Origin of the sequence: Pseudomonas sp. GM25, assembly GCF_000282255.1 — a bacterium.
In the GTDB taxonomy this organism is placed as follows: domain Bacteria; phylum Pseudomonadota; class Gammaproteobacteria; order Pseudomonadales; family Pseudomonadaceae; genus Aquipseudomonas; species Aquipseudomonas aphyarum.
The window spans coordinates 76868-91211 of sequence record NZ_AKJQ01000009.1; the positions used below are offsets into that span (position 1 = coordinate 76868).

Annotated in this window: 14 protein-coding genes and 1 pseudogene; 4 read left to right on the forward strand and 11 right to left on the reverse strand. The window is 59.6% G+C overall.

Annotated features, from left to right (window positions below; all coding sequences use genetic code 11):
* Nucleotides 1–152 precede the first annotated feature (152 nt).
* Nucleotides 153–719: a hypothetical protein gene (locus PMI24_RS02940; RefSeq protein WP_007951135.1), complete on the forward strand. Its 567-nt coding sequence runs from the start codon at nucleotides 153–155 to the stop codon at nucleotides 717–719.
* A gap of 73 nt (nucleotides 720–792) precedes the next feature.
* Here the strand turns inward: PMI24_RS02940 and PMI24_RS29695 are convergent, their stop codons facing one another.
* The 6 genes and pseudogenes from PMI24_RS29695 to PMI24_RS02965 all read right to left on the reverse strand — a co-directional run bounded on the left by PMI24_RS29695 (nucleotide 793) and on the right by PMI24_RS02965 (nucleotide 6050).
* The gene (locus PMI24_RS29695) at nucleotides 793–1332 is read right to left on the reverse strand and encodes a methyl-accepting chemotaxis protein (protein WP_371320920.1); all 540 of its coding nucleotides are present in this window, start codon (nucleotides 1330–1332) and stop codon (nucleotides 793–795) included.
* Nucleotides 1333–1341: 9 nt separating this feature from the next.
* Nucleotides 1342–2112 (reverse strand): annotated as a pseudogene (locus PMI24_RS29700) (PAS domain-containing protein); the annotation flags it as partial.
* A gap of 514 nt (nucleotides 2113–2626) precedes the next feature.
* Complete coding sequence (locus PMI24_RS02950; RefSeq protein ID WP_007951138.1) at nucleotides 2627–3640, reverse strand: ABC transporter substrate-binding protein; 1014 nt, start codon at nucleotides 3638–3640, stop codon at nucleotides 2627–2629.
* Nucleotides 3637–4182: a sigma-70 family RNA polymerase sigma factor gene (locus PMI24_RS02955; protein WP_007951139.1), complete on the reverse strand. Its 546-nt coding sequence runs from the start codon at nucleotides 4180–4182 to the stop codon at nucleotides 3637–3639. The genes PMI24_RS02950 and PMI24_RS02955 overlap by 4 nt, the downstream gene beginning before the upstream one ends.
* Nucleotides 4183–4309: 127 nt before the next feature.
* Complete coding sequence (locus PMI24_RS02960; RefSeq protein WP_007951140.1) at nucleotides 4310–5101, reverse strand: phosphate/phosphite/phosphonate ABC transporter substrate-binding protein; 792 nt, start codon at nucleotides 5099–5101, stop codon at nucleotides 4310–4312.
* Nucleotides 5102–5108: 7 nt separating this feature from the next.
* Entirely contained in the window at nucleotides 5109–6050 is a 942-nt protein-coding gene (locus tag PMI24_RS02965; protein WP_007951141.1) for a fatty acid desaturase, read from the reverse strand.
* A 324-nt stretch (nucleotides 6051–6374) separates the two neighbouring features.
* On the opposite strand from PMI24_RS02965, the gene PMI24_RS02970 reads away from it, so the two are divergent.
* On the forward strand, nucleotides 6375–6794 hold the full coding sequence (locus PMI24_RS02970; protein ID WP_007951143.1) for a GNAT family N-acetyltransferase: 420 nt from the start codon (nucleotides 6375–6377) through the stop codon (nucleotides 6792–6794).
* Here PMI24_RS02970 and def read toward each other — a convergent pair whose 3' ends face one another.
* From def to PMI24_RS02985, 3 genes are all read right to left on the reverse strand, one after another.
* Nucleotides 6795–7334 carry a peptide deformylase gene (gene def, locus PMI24_RS02975; protein ID WP_007951144.1) on the reverse strand — a complete coding sequence of 180 codons (540 nt, stop codon included), beginning with the start codon at nucleotides 7332–7334 and terminating at the stop codon, nucleotides 6795–6797.
* Between the two features lie 2 nt (nucleotides 7335–7336).
* Entirely contained in the window at nucleotides 7337–8287 is a 951-nt protein-coding gene (locus PMI24_RS02980) for a YihY/virulence factor BrkB family protein (RefSeq protein WP_007951145.1), read from the reverse strand.
* A gap of 177 nt (nucleotides 8288–8464) precedes the next feature.
* Nucleotides 8465–8656: a CsbD family protein gene (locus PMI24_RS02985; RefSeq protein WP_007951148.1), complete on the reverse strand. Its 192-nt coding sequence runs from the start codon at nucleotides 8654–8656 to the stop codon at nucleotides 8465–8467.
* Between the two features lie 198 nt (nucleotides 8657–8854).
* Here PMI24_RS02985 and PMI24_RS02990 point away from each other — a divergent pair, with 198 nt between their 5' ends.
* Nucleotides 8855–9232: a hypothetical protein gene (locus tag PMI24_RS02990; RefSeq protein ID WP_007951149.1), complete on the forward strand. Its 378-nt coding sequence runs from the start codon at nucleotides 8855–8857 to the stop codon at nucleotides 9230–9232.
* Nucleotides 9233–9400: 168 nt separating this feature from the next.
* Here PMI24_RS02990 and fadD1 read toward each other — a convergent pair whose 3' ends face one another.
* The gene (fadD1, locus tag PMI24_RS02995) at nucleotides 9401–11098 is read right to left on the reverse strand and encodes a long-chain-fatty-acid--CoA ligase FadD1 (protein WP_007951150.1); all 1698 of its coding nucleotides are present in this window, start codon (nucleotides 11096–11098) and stop codon (nucleotides 9401–9403) included.
* Nucleotides 11099–11442: 344 nt separating this feature from the next.
* The gene (gene fadD2 / locus PMI24_RS03000) at nucleotides 11443–13131 is read right to left on the reverse strand and encodes a long-chain-fatty-acid--CoA ligase FadD2 (RefSeq protein ID WP_007951151.1); all 1689 of its coding nucleotides are present in this window, start codon (nucleotides 13129–13131) and stop codon (nucleotides 11443–11445) included.
* Nucleotides 13132–13379: 248 nt separating this feature from the next.
* Here fadD2 and PMI24_RS03005 point away from each other — a divergent pair, with 248 nt between their 5' ends.
* The gene (locus tag PMI24_RS03005; RefSeq protein ID WP_007951152.1) at nucleotides 13380–14324 is read left to right on the forward strand and encodes an alpha/beta hydrolase; all 945 of its coding nucleotides are present in this window, start codon (nucleotides 13380–13382) and stop codon (nucleotides 14322–14324) included.
* The last annotated feature ends 20 nt before the right edge of the window (nucleotides 14325–14344 follow it).

The window sequence follows — 14344 nt, forward strand, 5'->3', positions numbered from 1 at the left end:
GGACAACGGTCATCCTCTGCCGCCCACCGGCAAGGGATGACCGCTTTGCCTGTTCACGCAAAACCACAAACCATTGAAATAAAAGGACTTATTCGGTAGGCACGGTAATTGCTGCCTAGGGCTGACAGTCATTACCTACAGGTCCTTTCATCATGTTGGTCAGTGCAAAACAACAGCAAATCATCCACCTGCCCAAGCAGCTGAATGACGATGCAACCGCCACCGCAGCGGCCGGTCTGCAAGGCGGACTGCACGGCGCGATGCTGCAGACCCTGCAAAACCAGGCCCAGGCGCAAACCGCCGAAGCCACCGCCAAAGTGCAGGAATCGGCCACTCAACTGGCGACCCAGCAAGTCAGCGAAGCCACACGCATCAGCGACAACGTCGACGAAGCGTTCGCCAAGACCCGTGTCGCCCTGCAAACCTCCGATACTTCGTCGACCAAATCCACGGGCTCATCGGCTATGGACGAGTTCAAGGACTACATGAGCAAGTCGCCGGAACAGCGTCTGCGCGACAGTATCCTCAAGGAAATGGGCCTGACCGAAGACGACATCAAAGCCATGCCGCCGGCCCAACAACTGGCCATCGGCAAAGAGATCGCCGAACGCTTGCAAGACAAGATGAAGCTGGCCGAAGCCGAGAAGCAGAACAAACAGGACGCCAACTCGGTGAAGATCAGCGACGAGTCGGCAGACAAGTTCCTCGCTTCGCTCTGATTCGCCTCGCTCTGAAAAGCGGTGCAATAAAAAAGGATCCCCACGGGGATCCTTTTTTTCAGCCGTGAAACCGTCAGTTCAACTGCAACGTCTCGTTGAACTGACTGATCGCATCCACAACATGCCGCGAGCCCTGCTGAATCTCCCGGATCGCGTCGCCCGCCTCGTTCGCCAGTTCCACACCGAGCCCGGTGCGGCTCAGGCTCGACTGCATGCTCGACACCGCACTCAATGACAACTCGTGGTTCTTGCGCACCACATCGACGATCTCCAGGGTTGCCTGACTGGTCCGCGCCGCGAGACTGCGCACCTCGTCCGCCACCACCGCAAAACCACGCCCGTGCTCACCCGCCCGCGCCGCCTCGATGGCCGCGTTCAGCGCCAGCAGGTTGGTCTGGTCGGCAATTCCGCGAATGGTCTGAACGATGGTGCCGATGATGTCCGACTGCTTGCTCACCGCATCGATGCTCAACGCCGCTTCGTTGAGGTCGCGGGAAATGTCCTGAATGATCTGCACCGTTTGCTGCACGACCTGTGAGCCTTTTTGCGCGCAGGCGTCGTTTTGTACCGAAGTGCTGTGGGCCGATTCGGCAGCGGTCTGCAAGGTGGTCATCTGGTGAGTGATGTCGCTGGCGAACTTCACCACTTTGTACAACCGGCCCTTGGCGTCGAACAGCGGGTTGTACGAGGCTTCGAGGTAAACGGTCTGCCCGGACTTGTTCTTGCGCTCGAACCGGTGCGAGTGATATTCGCCGCGATTGAGCGATGCCCAGAACGCCTTGTACTGCGCGGACTCGGCCTCGACCCGGTGACAGAACAGACTGTGGTGATGGCCGACGATTTCGTTGAGCGAGTACTGCATGGTCTTGAGGAAGTTGTCGTTGGCGGTGATCACATTGCCTTCCGGAGTGAACTCGATCACTGCCATCGACCGGCCGATGGCAGCGAGCATGCTTTCTTCTTCCTTTTCCTTGTTCACGCGCGCCGTTATGTCCGACGCCACTTTGATCACACTGCGGACCTGTTTGTCCGGGCCATACACCGGCATGTAACTGGCTTCGAGCCAGATTTCCCGACCGCTTTTGTTCAAGCGCAGGAAAGTGCCGCTGATGGGTTCGCCCCGGGCCAGGTCACGCCACAACTTGGCGTATTCCTCGCTGCGGTAAAACGCTTCTTCACAAAAGATCCGGTGATGTTTGCCACGCACTTCATCGGCGCTGTAGCCCATGGTCTTGCAGAAGTTTTCATTGGCATCCAGAACGATGCCCTCGGGGGTGAATTCGATCATTGCCATCGAACGGCTGATCGCCGCCAACTTGGCGTTGGCTTCGGTCAGGGCACAACTGAAGCGTTCGATTTCTTGCAGGTCAGCCTTGTGATGTAGGTTGAACATGTCTCTATCACCTTCCGCGCGGTTCTTTGATTTGATGAAAGTTCAGGTCTTTCAGAATCCACCACTACGTTCCACAGAACAGGCACACGCATTCCTCCACAGGAGGAAGTTGTCAGGTGATAAACGATGATTAATCAAAGAGTCCATGCAGCGACGCTCTAATCAAGACATCCTTCTCTTGATAGCCCGCGGGCGGGCCATTCCTAACATGCAGAAGAACTTCCATTTAAAAACAGCTCCTTGTCGGTCAAGTGTCGGTGCCTTGAATTGCGCACTCTGGCAGCTTTGAGATCGGTAACCGCTAGCGGTCGGAGCCCATTGGATGGCGTTCGACATAGTTAGTTATGAATGAGCATAGACAGCGCAAAGCCTTGCGCAAGGCCACTAGTCGGCCAGTAATGAGGGAGTTCGGACAGGACGCGGACGAGAAACGGTTCAGCGGCGGGGGTGTTGGTTGCCATTGCGACCGACTCGCAATGGCAACTTTTGAAACGACACAAATATCAGAAAAGAACTACAGACTCCCGCTCACCTTATTTGCCACCTCACCCGGCACCCAAGGCTTCCACACATGTGGCTGATCGCGCAGGAACGCTTCGGCGACCTGGCGTGGTTGCTGGCGCTTCTCGCTCATCCCGGCCAGGGTCTGGTTCAGCAGATCGATCGGCAAATCGACTTTCTCAAAGAACGTCACCAGTTCCGGGTACTGCGCCTTGAACGGCGCCGACACGCCAATCGCCAGGCTCGCCGGCATCGAGCGGGTGCCTTTCGGATTGGGGTTGTTGGCATCGGCCAGGGTTTTCCAGGCTTCGGCGTCGAACGGCGGCTCTTCCAGCTTCACCAGTTTGAAGCGACCGAGCAGCGGCGTCGGCGACCAGTAGTAGAACAGCACCGGTTTGCCGCGTTTGATCGACGACGCCACCTCGGCATCCAGCGCCGCGCCGGAGCCGGTGCGGAAGTTGACGAAGCTGTCGTTCAGCGCATAGGCCTTGAGCTTCTGGCTGTTGACGATTTCCGAGGTCCAGCCGGTCGGACTGTTGAGGAAACGCCCACGGCTCGGGTCTTCCGGGTCCTTGAACACATCCTTGTAGCGCGGCAGGTCGGCCACCGATTTAAGCTCCGGCGCCAGCGGTTTGATCCCGCGCTCGGGGTCGCCCTTGATCACGTATTCCGGCACCCACCAGCCTTCGGTCGCGCCCTTCACCGTGTCACCGAGGCCGAACACCTTGCCCTCGGCGGCAGCCTTGACCCACGCCGGACTGCGCCCGGCCCACTCTTCGCCGATCACTTGAATATCGTTTTTCGCCAGCGCAGCTTCCAGGCTGACGGTGCTGCCAGGTAGCGTATCGGTCGGGTAGCCGTAGCCTTTTTCGACGATCAGACGCAGCACTTCTGTGATGAAGCTGCCGCTTTCCCAGGTGATGTCGCCGAAGTGGATCGGCGCGGCTTTTTCCGCTGCCACAACGTGGCCGGCAGTCAGGGTCAGGGCCAGCAGCGAACTGCCGAGCAGGGTTTTGATCGATCTCATGCGGACCTCTTGTTCTGGGAGGAAATCAGGGTTTGGTTGGCGCTGTGGCGGTTGCACAGGGCCTGGGAACGGGTCATGTACATGCTCACCGAACGTTGGGAGATACCCAGTTCGGCGGCGATTTGCGGGTACGTCAGGCCGTCGATGCGGGCCAGCAGAAAGGTCGAGCGCACCTTGCCCGGCAGGCGCCGGAGCGTGCGGTCCAGGTGCTTGAGGCTCTGCGACAGGTCGGCGAGTTCTTCGGGAGACGGCGCGTGATCGAGGTCACCTTGTTGCAGTTGGTGCAGATGCCGACGCTCCAGATCGCCCCGCCGCCAGCGCTCATACAGCAAGCGTTGGGCAATGGTGGTGAGCAAGGCGCGAGGTTCGCGGATGGCGGTCAGGCCGGGGGCTTCGAGCAGTTGCGCGAAGGTTTCGGCGGCGATGTCTTCGGCGGTGGCCGCATCATTCGATTGCCGACGCAGACGTGTGCACAACCACTGGTAATGGTCGCGAAACAACGTGTTCACATGATTGCGATGGGATGAGTCGGCGCCGGACATGGGGGCTCCTTGGTAAAGGGTCGCTGAATGTCCGGTCGTCCGGTGGCGCGATCCTAGCAAGGTGCCTTATGCGTTAAAAATACTTAAAAAGAATTTTTATATTCCATTAGTGAATTACAAAAAGCCGCTAGCGCAAGCGGCCATACCCCAGCTCTTCGGCCTCGCACTGGTAATCCAGCAGGACGAGGTAATCGCTTTCGCTGGCGGGCAGAACCTCAGGCAAACCGAGGATGCGGGCCACATCGGGCAAATCTTGAAGGCTGCGATTCATCGCCCGGCGCAAATGTTCGATCTGCTCGTCCGTGGTGCTGGCAGCGGTGATGAAGGGCAAGGTCGGGCTGAAAGCACTGCGCGCCACCACCCGCAACCCGCTGACCTCTTCGGCGGCGTACTGCGCCAGGTATGCAAAGGTCACGCTGTCGATGGCCGCCAGATCGGCGCGGTCTTCGCGCAACCAGCGCAGGCTATCGCGGTGACCGCCACTGATGCCGACCGAAGCGAAAAACTGACCATCCCGGTGCAACGGTGCCAGGCGCTGGCGCAACAGGTTCATGCCGCTGTTGGAGTCTTCGCTGTTGATGACCCCGCGACTGTCGAAGAACTCCGCCAAATTGCGACGCCGATCATCGGCGCGGGCGAGGACCAGGCTGCAATGGTTACCGGCGCTGGCGTCCGGCAATTCGTAGCGCGGGCGGCCGACAATCCTCACCTGCCCACGCAGCGCGGTCATCAACGGATAGCCGCAGGTCTGGGTCAGCAGCAACTCAGGCGCGCGCCAGAGTTCGAGCAGCGACAGGCCGTCGGCATCGAGCCGCGAACGGCCGAGGTGTTCGAGGATCCGCGCCAGCCACTGCTCGTTCGCCACGCGGATCGGCTCGGGTGCGATGTACATCAACAGCTCTGCGTAACCTGACGTCATGGTCGCCTCAAATAAACGGATGCTGCGGGCTGTCGATCGGCTTGATGCCGTGCTGGCGCCACAGTTGCCCATAACCTTGCACCAGAAAACCGCCGCTGCGTGCCACCCATTGCTCCCGGCGCATGCGGTAGGCCTCGGGCAAGTCGTACCACGAAAGCTTCGGCAAATCGTGGTGCACCAGATGGAAATTCAGGTTCAGGAACAGCCAGCGCCACGGCCATCCGGCCTCGTTGAGCACCGTGCGCTGCTCCGGTTGCGTGTGCGGCCGGTGTTCATAGTAGGAGCGAACCATCGCGATCGACAGCGCCGGCACGCTGATCAAAAACAGGTAATGCCACACCGGCAACACGCTGTAGCGGGCGATGAAAAACAGCATCAGCACGGTCAGGGCGCCGTGGGTCAGCCACATCAGCCAGGCCTGACGCTCGCGGTTTTTCAGGCGTTGCAGTTCTTCACCGGCCAGCGTCAGCAACGCCAGCGGCGCGCCAAGAATAAATCGGCCCAATACGGTCTTGTTCAGCCAGTGCAGGCTACGTTCGAACAGCGAACTGCCCTGCCAGCGCTCGGCACTCAGGTAACGGCTTTCGGGATCGACGCCGGGGATCGTCAGGTCTTCGTCGCGATGATGCTGCAAATGGCTGTCGCGATAGAGCGTGTAGGGATACCACACTGCAAACGGCGCATAGCCGAGGATTTTGTTGACGAAGGTCCAGCGTGTCGGATGACCGTGAAGCAACTCGTGCTGCACCGACAACCACAGCACCAGCAGCGGAATCAGCAGCAGCGTGCTCCACCAGAGGCCGAGCCGTTCGCTGCCCAGCACAATCGCGAACCAGCCGCCGTAGACGCCGATCAGCAGCAGCCAGGTCGGCCACTCGGTGCGGGCGGTGAAGCGCTGGCGCAGGGTTTCGATTTGCTGACGATGGTGATCGTCAAAGTAATGGGCCATGGCGTTGCTCGGAAAAGGAGTCCATTCCTTCTGTGCAACGACAACGGAAATTCTTGCAGATTATTTTTTAGGAGGTAGCGGGAGCCCGATTCCGGGCTCCCGAACGGCGTGATCAATGGCCAAAGATGTCGACTTTTTTCGCCCTTTTCTCGTGGCGTTTCTCGATGGCGGTCTTGGCCGGTTTCTTCTTCGCGGCTTTCTTCGAATCCATACCTTTGGACATGATGCGTACTCCACTCAGAGGGGATGTGAGATCAGGTATACACCTATCCCGGCGGGCACGTTGTTTTATAATCCGCGGCTTTTGCACCGGCAGTCCGATTCATGACCGACATCCGTTACAGCCAGCTCGACGACCTGTCCTGGCCCTTGATGAACAAGTTCTACCGCCAGCATCAATCGTCGATGAAAGCAGTGCGCGAGGCGCAATTGTGGGTGGCACGGCGGGAGGAAATCGTGGCGGCGCTGTGTCTGCGGCCGGTGTTCGGCGGGCATTGGCTGACCGGGTTGTTCGTCGACCCGGCCTGCCGCGAAAAGGGGATTGCCGCGCAGTTGATTGCCGAAGCGGTGAAGGACGTCGAGGCCCCGGTGTGGTTGTTCTGCCACCCGGACTTGCGCGGTTTCTACGAGCGACGCGGCTTCACCTTCGACCCCGCCCTGCCCCAAGCCATGGCCGAGCGCTTGAGCCGTTATGCGCGGAGCAAACCGATGATTGCCATGGAGCTGGCACCGCGCCTGGGCTAGTCAGTCGTCAGCGTTGGGATCGAGGTCCGGAAACATCACCTCAGTGAAACCGAACTTGCTGAAATCGGTAATGCGCGACGGGTACAGGCGCCCGATCAGGTGATCGCATTCATGCTGCACCACCCGCGCATGGAAGCCCGAAGCCACACGCACAATCGGCTCGCCCTTGGGGTCGACGCCTTCGTAACGAATCTGCTGGTAACGATCCACCGCGCCCCGCAGGCCCGGCACTGACAGGCAGCCCTCAAAACCCTCTTCCATCAACGGGCTGAGCGGCGTGATCAGCGGATTGATCAGGATCGTCTGCGGCACCGCTTCGGCGTCCGGGTAACGTTCGCTGTGCTCGAAACCGAAGATCACCAATTGCAGGTCGACGCCGATCTGCGGCGCGGCCAGGCCGACCCCGCCGACGCTTTCCATGGTCTGGAACATGTCGTCGATCAGTTGCCACAGTTCCGGACTGTCGAGCATTTCAGCGGGCACTGGCGGGGCGATGCGCAGCAGGCGTTCGTCGCCCATCTTCAGAATTTCACGGATCATGATCAGGCTTCGTCAGTGTTCGGCTTGAGCGAGTGATCGCGCCCGAGGCCGGAAACGTGTTGTTTGGGATGTTCATCGAGTTCGCCGGGGACTTTCTCGCCCGGGTCCTTGCCCTCGTTGGACATGTGTTCGATCACCGCATTCATCTCTGCACCGAGCAACAACACGGCGGCGGAAATGTAGAAATACAGCAACAGCACGATGATCGCACCGATGCTGCCATACATGGCGTTGTAGTTGGCGAAGGTCTTGACGTAAAACGCGAAACCCAATGACGCGATGATCCACACCACCACCGCCAGCACCGAGCCCGGCGTGATGAAGCGGAATTCCTGTTTGACGTCGGGCATCACGTAATAGATCAGCGCCACGGCCACCATCATCAGGATCACGATCACCGGCCAGCGGGCGATGGTCCACAAGGTGACGATGACTTCTTCCAGCCCGACCTGCGCGGCGATCCAGCCCATCACCTGCGGGCCGAGCACCATCAGCGCAGCGGCCACCAGCAACATGCCGGCGATGCCGACGGTGTAGATGATCGAGAGCGGGAAGCGCTTCCAAAGGGGCCGACCCTCGACCACGTCGTAGGCGGCGTTCATCGCGCTCATCATCAGGCGCACGCCGGCGGACGCGGTGTACAGGGCGATGACGATACCCACCGAAAGCAGGCCGCCCTTGGATTGCTGCAACTGATCGATCACCGGGTTGACCTGCTCCAGCGCCTGAGGCGGCAATACCAGCTCCGATTGCAGGCGCAACCAGGAGAAGAAGTCCGGCAGGTGCAGGAAGCCGATCAGGGCAATCAGAAACAGAATGAACGGGAACAGCGAAAACAGCATCTGGTAGGCCAGTGCCGAGGCATAGGTCGACATCTCGTCATCGACGAATTCGGTGACCGTGCGCACCATCACCCGGTGCAGGGGCAGACCTTTCATGTCGGGGAAAATCATTCGCGTCTCCTTTCGCCGCAAAACAGGTTGAAGTCGTGGCGACTCAGGGGCCGTTTTTCTCTCATCAAAGTAGCTTACTTGGCGACTTTGAAACACTGTGATCCGTGACCGCATGTGAACGGGACACGAAAACGGCCATCCTTGGATGGCCGCTTCGTTGTTTCGTTCAAGGCTCGATCAAGCCTTGTCGACGCCTTTCTTGATCGCGTCCTTGGCTTTGCCCACCGCTTGCTGGGCCTCGCCTTTCTTCTCTTGCAGTTTGCCTTCGGCTTGCAGCTTCTGGTTGTCGGTGGCTTTGCCGACACCTTGCTTGACGTTGCCGACGGCTTCGTTGGCCATGCCTTTTACTTTATCGCCTGTGCTACTCATGGTGTTTCTCCTTGATGCATTGAAGGGGAGAAGTCAGTACGTAACGATTGACTGGCCCGGTTTGCGCCAAGTTTCATTTATTTTCAGGGCTTCATTTCGTCGCGGCGTGCAGGTTGGGCTTTATGTTTGCGAGCGTTCCCCCGAGAATGCCCACCATAAGGGCGCCACGCGCCACAGAACCGATCCCGCAGGAATGTTATGAAACTCGATAAAAAGCAGGCCATCGCCCGTCGCAACCAGGAACTGGGCGGTGCCGTGCTCGGCACCAACAACTGCCACTTCGCCGAACTGAACCGCAACCGCAACATCTGGTGGTTCGACTTGCCGGTGTCGCGCCTGGCGATCGGTCAGTACGAGTGGATTCACCTGTTGATGCACACCCCGGCCACCGACGAACTGCTGCACCTGAAAGTGCCGACCGTGTTCCTGCGCGAAAAACTCGAAGGCCTGGTGATCCGCAACGAAGGCAAGCGCAAGGCCGCCCTGAGCCTGGAACTGAGCGCCGACAAGGACTCGTACCTGCAGGACATGCGCCCGGCAGGCACCAATGTGAACTTCGCGCCGTTCCGTCAATAAGACACTCACGCTGATCGTTCCCACGCTCTGCGTGGGAATGCCGCCCCGGACGCTCCGCGTCCAGCACGGCAGGGACGCAGAGCGTCCCGGGATGCGTTACCACGCAGAGCGTGGGAACGATCAAGCGGTAAACCAACAAAAAGCCCCGCATCTGCGGGGCTTTTTGTTTTATGCGGCGCTTTTCGCCTTGATCTTCTTCAGCTCTTCGTCGCGCAGTTCGCGGCGCAGGATCTTGCCGACGTTGGTGGTCGGCAGCGCATCGCGGAACTCCACTGAACGCGGCACCTTGTAGCCGGTGACGTTGGCGCGCATGTGCTCCATCACCTGTTCCTTGGTCAGGGTGACGCCCGGTTTGGCGACGATGAAAATCTTGATCGCCTCGCCGGATTTCTCGTCCGGAATGCCGATGGCCGCACACTGCAACACGCCCGGCAGGGCCGCCAGCACATCTTCCAGCTCGTTCGGATACACGTTGAAACCGGAGACCAGGATCATGTCTTTCTTGCGATCGACAATGCGCATGTAGCCGTCCGGCTGGATCAGCGCGATGTCACCGGTCTTCAGCCAGCCTTCGCTGTCGAGCATCTCGTCGGTGGCTTCCTGACGCTGCCAGTAGCCCTTCATCACTTGCGGGCCCTTGACGCACAGCTCGCCGATTTCGCCCAGCGGCTGCTCGACACCGGCATCGTCGATGACTTTGCACAGGGTCGACGGCACCGGAATGCCGATGGTGCCGATCTGGATGTTCTGGATTGGGTTGACCGTGGCCACCGGGCTGGTTTCGGTCATGCCGTAACCTTCGCAGATCGGGCAACCGGTGACCGCTTTCCAGCGCTCGGCCGCGGCCAGTTGCAGGGCCATGCCGCCCGACAGGGTAACTTTCAGCGCCGAGAAATCCAGCTTGCGGAAAGCTTCGTTGTTGCACAGGGCCACGAACAGCGTGTTGAGGCCGACGAAACCGCTGAACTTCCACTTCGACAGTTCCTTGACCATCGCCGGCAGGTCGCGCGGGTTGCTGATCAGGATGTTGTGGTTGCCGATCAGCATCATCGCCATGCAATGAAAGGTGAACGCATAAATGTGGTACAGCGGCAGCGGGGTAATCAGGATCTCGCAACCTTCATTGAGGTTGGAGCCCATCAGCGCCTTGCACTGCAGCATGTTGGCGACGAGGTTGCGATGGGTGAGCATCGCGCCCTTGGCCACGCCGGTGGTGCCGCCGGTGTATTGCAACACCGCGACATCGCCGCTGTCCGGATTGGCTTCGGCAACCGGCTGGCCCTGGCCCTTGCTCAGCACGTCGTTGAACTTGACGGCTTTTGGCAGGTGATAGGCCGGAACCATTTTTTTCACGTACTTGATGACGCTGTTGATCAGCAGGCGCTTGATCGGCGGCAGCAGGTCGGCGACTTCGGTGACGATGACGTGTTTGACGCCGGTTTTCGGCACCACGGCTTCGGCCAGATGCGCCATGTTCGCCAGGCACACCAGCGCCTTGGCACCGGAGTCATTGAATTGGTGTTCCATTTCCCGCGCGGTGTACAGCGGGTTGGTGTTGACCACGATCAGCCCGGCACGGATGGCACCGAAGACGGCGACCGGGTACTGCAACACGTTGGGCAGTTGCACGGCGATTCGATCACCGGGCTGCAAATCGGTATGCTGTTGCAGATAAGCGGCAAACGCACCGGACAATTCGTACAGTTCACCGTAGGTGATGGTCTTGCCCAGGTTGCTGAACGCCGGTTTGTCGGCGAAGCGTTGGCAGGATTGCTTCAACACTGCCTGAATATTCGGGTACTCGTCTGGATTGATGTCGGCAGCAATTCCAGCGGGGTACTTATCCTTCCAAAAGTCTTCGATCATGGAAGCCCACTCCTCAGCAACGCGAATTCAGCACCGCATTTGATGCGATTATTATTGGTGTTTGTTTATTGGTGAGTCTGGCTTTTTACAAGGCCGAGAAGTCACAAAGCGCGCCGAGAGTAGCAGCTTTGCCAAGGGTCGACTAGAGCCAAAAGCGGCCCCTACAGTCATTTTCATGACTCAAGAACTACTGGCAGTCATTTTAGAGCAAAAATCCTATAACACCTTGAAAGTCCCGTTTTTCGGGGGCCTGAAACAAAAATCGCGAGCAGGCCCGCTCCCGCAGGCTCATCGATAACCCTGTGGGAGCGAGCTTGCTCGCGATTGCGCGAAGCGCAGTTCTTTTAAGCGATATCGCGTAACTCTCTGCGCAGAATTTTCCCGACAGGCGTCATCGGCAACGACTCACGCAGCACGATGTGTTTCGGCACCTTGTACGCCGTGAAATTCTCTTTGCAGTAAGCCTTCAGCTCTTCCAGGCTCACGCCGGTTTCCCGCGCCACCACAAACAGCTTCACCGCTTCCCCGGAACGCTCGTCCGGCACGCCGATCACTGCGCAGTTGGCGACTTTCGGGTGAGCCATCACCACGTCTTCGATCTCGTTCGGATACACGTTGAAACCGGAGACGATGATCATGTCCTTCTTGCGGTCGACGATGCGCACGAACCCGTCCGGGTCGATCACCGCGATGTCGCCGGACTTGAACCAGCCCTCGGCATCCAGCACCTCGGCCGTCGCCTCGGGTTTCTGCCAGTAGCCCTTCATGATCTGCGGGCCCTTGATGCACAGCTCGCCACGCTCACCCAGAGGCTGTTCGACGCCGTCGTCATTGATGACTTTCAAGCGGGTGCCCGGTACCGGCAGGCCGACCGTGCCGATCCGCGACAGCTCGCCGTACGGGTTGGTGCAGGCCACCGGCGAGGTTTCGGTCAAACCGTAACCTTCGGTGATGCGGCAACCGGTGATCTGCTCCCAACGCTCGGCGGTGGCCTTGACCAGCGCGGTGCCGCCGGAGTTGGTGAGCTTGAGCGTGGAGAAATCCAGGGTCTTGAAGTCCGGATGATCCATCAACGCGACAAACAGCGTGTTGAGCCCCAGCAGCGCCGAGAACTTCCAGTTCTTCAGCTCCTTGATGAAGCCGCCGATGTCACGCGGGTTGGTGATCAATACGTTGTGGTTGCCCGACACCATCATGCACATGCAATTCGCGGTGAAGGCATATATGTGGTACAGCGGCAGCGGCGCGATCATCACCTCCTGCCCTTCGCGCAGCAGCGGCTGGCCGTCGCTGCCGAACTGACCGAGACAGGCGCGCACCTGCTGCATGTTCGCCACTAGATTGCCGTGGGTCAGCATCGCGCCCTTGGCCAGGCCGGTGGTGCCCCCGGTGTATTGCAGGACGGCGATGTCATCCAGGCCGACCTTCAACGGCTTGATGCCCAGGCCCCGGCCCATGCGCAGTGCGCTCTTGAAAGAAATCGCCTGGGGCAGCGAATACGCCGGCACCATTTTCTTCACTTTGCTGACCACGGTGTTGACCAGCCAGCCTTTGGCGGTGGGCATCAGATCGCCCATCTTCGCTTCGATCAGGTATTGGATGTCGGTATCCGGCAGCACTTCCTGAACCTTCTGGCCGAACATGTTCAGGTACACCAGCGCCCGGGCGCCGGAGTCCTTGAACTGGTGACGCATCTCCCGCGCGGTGTACAGCGGGTTGGTGTTGACCACGATCAGCCCGGCACGCAGCGCACCGAACACGGCAATCGGATAATGCAGGACGTTGGGCATCTGCACCGCGATGCGATCCCCCGGCACCAGATCGGTGTGGGCTTGCAGATAACCGGCGAACGCGGCGCTCTGGCGCTCCAGCTCGGCGTAGGTCAGGGTCACGCCCATGTTGCTGAACGCCGGGCGATCAGCGAATTTCTTGCAGGAACGCTCGAACACCTCGATCACCGACTTGAATTCACCCGCGTCGATGTCCAGGGGTACGCCCGCCGGGCGTTTGTCATTCCAGAAATCAGGTTGCATTGTTCTTGTCCTCTTTACCTGAGCCGATCCGGGGCCGCTTCGCTGTCATTTCTTTCTGTCCCTGAAAAAGCCGAGAGCAAAAAGCGGGGCTTCACGGACACTAGCAGCTATGGTCAATCAGGCAAATATGGGCAAGGTCGTCATTGATCGTGTGAATCTTCCTGCCGTGGCGTGAGCTGATCGGACGCGCTATACAATGCAACCTCTGCAAGACGTTTCAGCAAAAACAGGCCGCAAAAGGAATCGCCATGATCCACGACACCTTCTGGCTGGACGCGAGTGACCGCAGCCGCCTCTTCGTCAACCTGTGGCTGCCGAACGCGCCGCTGAAGGCGGTGATTCTGCTGGCCCACGGCATGGCGGAACACAGCGCCCGCTACGCACGGCTGGCAGAGGCGTTCTGCGCCGAAGGCTACGGTGTGTACGCGCTTGATCAGCGCGGCCATGGCAAAACTGCCGATCATGGGGCGCTCGGGCATTTCGCCGATGACGATGGCTGGTGCAAGGTGGTTGGCGATATCGCGAGCCTCAACCAGTTCCTCGGTCAGCGTCATCCGGGGGTGCCGATCGTGCTGCTCGGGCACAGCATGGGCAGCTACATTGCCCAGGCTTATTTACTGCATCACAGCGCCAGCCTGCACGGCGCGATTCTCAGTGGCTCGAATTTCCAGCCGGTTGCGCTGTACCGCGCGGCCCGGCAGATCGCCCGGTTTGAAAAGCTGCGCCAGGGCGCTAAAGGCCGCAGCGCGCTGATCGAGTGGCTGTCGTTCGGCTCGTTCAACAATAAATTCAAACCGGCGCGCACCGCGTTTGACTGGTTGAGTCGCGACCCGGCCGAGGTCGACAAGTACGCCACCGACCCGCTGTGCGGCTTTCGCTGCACCAATCAGTTGTGGATCGACCTGCTCGGCGGGTTGCAGCAAATCAGCAAAGCGTCCAATCTCGCCCAGATCGATCCGGGCCTGCCGCTGCTGGTGATCGGCGGCGAATGTGATCCGGTGAGCGAAGGCAAGCGTCTGACTGATCTGGCCAACGCCTTGCGCGCGGCCGGCAGCCAGAACCTGCAACTGAAGATCTACCCGCAGGCGCGGCACGAATTGTTCAACGAGAGCAACCGCGACGAAGTGACCGCCGATGTGCTGGCCTGGATCGACCAGGCCCTGAGCCATCGCCGGCCGCACCGCAGCGAATAATTTTTTGTGGATTCATTTCA

What these genes read in the sequence shown, in the direction of transcription:
- PMI24_RS02960 (WP_007951140.1), bottom strand. Translation starts at nt 5,101, where the DNA reads ATGACGTCAGGTTACGCAGAGCTGTTGATGTACATCGCACCCGAGCCG.
- PMI24_RS03005 (WP_007951152.1), top strand. Translation starts at nt 13,380, where the DNA reads ATGATCCACGACACCTTCTGGCTGGACGCGAGTGACCGCAGCCGCCTC.
- PMI24_RS02940 (WP_007951135.1), top strand. Translation starts at nt 153, where the DNA reads ATGTTGGTCAGTGCAAAACAACAGCAAATCATCCACCTGCCCAAGCAG.
- fadD2 (WP_007951151.1), bottom strand. Translation starts at nt 13,131, where the DNA reads ATGCAACCTGATTTCTGGAATGACAAACGCCCGGCGGGCGTACCCCTG.
- PMI24_RS02970 (WP_007951143.1), top strand. Translation starts at nt 6,375, where the DNA reads ATGACCGACATCCGTTACAGCCAGCTCGACGACCTGTCCTGGCCCTTG.
- PMI24_RS02955 (WP_007951139.1), bottom strand. Translation starts at nt 4,182, where the DNA reads ATGTCCGGCGCCGACTCATCCCATCGCAATCATGTGAACACGTTGTTT.
- PMI24_RS02965 (WP_007951141.1), bottom strand. Translation starts at nt 6,050, where the DNA reads ATGGCCCATTACTTTGACGATCACCATCGTCAGCAAATCGAAACCCTG.
- def (WP_007951144.1), bottom strand. Translation starts at nt 7,334, where the DNA reads ATGATCCGTGAAATTCTGAAGATGGGCGACGAACGCCTGCTGCGCATC.
- PMI24_RS29695 (WP_371320920.1), bottom strand. Translation starts at nt 1,332, where the DNA reads ATGACCACCTTGCAGACCGCTGCCGAATCGGCCCACAGCACTTCGGTA.
- PMI24_RS02980 (WP_007951145.1), bottom strand. Translation starts at nt 8,287, where the DNA reads ATGATTTTCCCCGACATGAAAGGTCTGCCCCTGCACCGGGTGATGGTG.
- PMI24_RS02950 (WP_007951138.1), bottom strand. Translation starts at nt 3,640, where the DNA reads ATGAGATCGATCAAAACCCTGCTCGGCAGTTCGCTGCTGGCCCTGACC.
- PMI24_RS02990 (WP_007951149.1), top strand. Translation starts at nt 8,855, where the DNA reads ATGAAACTCGATAAAAAGCAGGCCATCGCCCGTCGCAACCAGGAACTG.
- PMI24_RS02985 (WP_007951148.1), bottom strand. Translation starts at nt 8,656, where the DNA reads ATGAGTAGCACAGGCGATAAAGTAAAAGGCATGGCCAACGAAGCCGTC.
- fadD1 (WP_007951150.1), bottom strand. Translation starts at nt 11,098, where the DNA reads ATGATCGAAGACTTTTGGAAGGATAAGTACCCCGCTGGAATTGCTGCC.